We start from the raw sequence: 1,151 nt of genomic DNA, 5'->3' as shown, positions 1-1,151 counted from the left end.
CTCGCTGGCCTCCTCGCTGCGCCAGACGCTGTCGCGCCCGCGGCGCACGCTGGGCACGCCGCGCGCAGCCAGTTCCTCGGCGACCAGCGCGGCCTGGCGGTGGTTGGCCACCAGCACGGCGATGTCACCACCCTTGAGCGCGGTGAATTCCCCATTCATCTCGAAGCCGGCACGCCCCTGCGCCGCCGCGGTCAGTTGCAGCGCGATGCGCCGGGCGGTGTCGGCGGCAGCCAGTTGCGCGGCTTCGGCCTTGCCCAGCGGCTCGTCGCCGAGCCAGACCAGCGACAGCGGCGCGGCCTCTTCTTCCTCCACCAGACGCAACCGAGCGCGCGCCTTCTCGGCGGCCGCCACCGGCGGGTACTGCAGATCGGCCTGGGCGAAGGGCTGCGGATGGTCGAACAGGCGGTTCAGCGCCCCGATCAGCTCGGGCGTCGAGCGGTAGTTGGTCGGCAGGTCGTAGGGCCGGTCGGCCTGCTGCCGCGCGGTGAGATAAGTCGCCAGGTCGGCGCCGCGGAAGGCGTAGATCGCCTGCTTGGGATCGCCGACGAAGCACAGCGAGGCCTCGCCGCCGCGGGTGTAGATGCGGTCGAAGATGGCGTACTGGATCGGGTCGGTATCCTGGAATTCGTCGATCAGCGCCAGCGGGTAGCTGGCGCGCAGCGAGGCGGCCAGGTCCTCGCCCGCGGGCCCCTGCAGCGCCTGGTCGAGGCGGTTGAGCAGGTCGTCGAAGGCCAGCAGCCGTTGCGCCGCCTTGCGCGCGGGCAGCTCGCGGTCGAGCCGTTCGAGCAGCGCCACCTGCAGCGCGACCAGCCGCTGCTTGCCGGCCGGCAAGGCTTCGGCCAGTTGGTCGCCGAGCGTATCCAGCGCCTCGGCCAGCTCGCACAGCGGCGCTTCGAAGCCCTTCTTGCAGGCCTTGGCCAGGGCCCGCGCACCGAGCTTGAGCAGGCCCTCCGGGGCGTCGAACATCGCCGCCGGATCGGCGAAGTAGGCCTCCAGTTCGCCGTGCCAGAGCATGAACTTCACCGCCTTGTGCGTGCTCTGGCTGAGTCCGCCGTGTGCGTTCAGTTCCTCGACCCAGGCGCCGCCGGCCTGCTGCCAGAGTTGCGCGGCGCGCTGCCAGGCCGCCTCGACGCCGGACAGATCGGCCGGCG

Annotated in this window: 1 protein-coding gene; it reads right to left on the bottom strand. The window is 72.0% G+C overall.

Going from position 1 to position 1,151, the window contains the following annotated elements; genetic code table 11:
- Window positions 1-1,151, bottom strand: a 1,151-nt coding sequence (locus tag BAY1663_RS22770) for a UvrD-helicase domain-containing protein (protein ID WP_037045419.1), incomplete at both ends; no start/stop codon positions are given.

This window comes from Pseudomonas sp. BAY1663, assembly GCF_000582595.1.
Taxonomy (GTDB): domain Bacteria; phylum Pseudomonadota; class Gammaproteobacteria; order Pseudomonadales; family Pseudomonadaceae; genus Stutzerimonas; species Stutzerimonas stutzeri_AF.
Note: the sequence above shows the minus strand (reverse complement) of the source record. Positions and strands in the feature narration are given on the sequence as shown.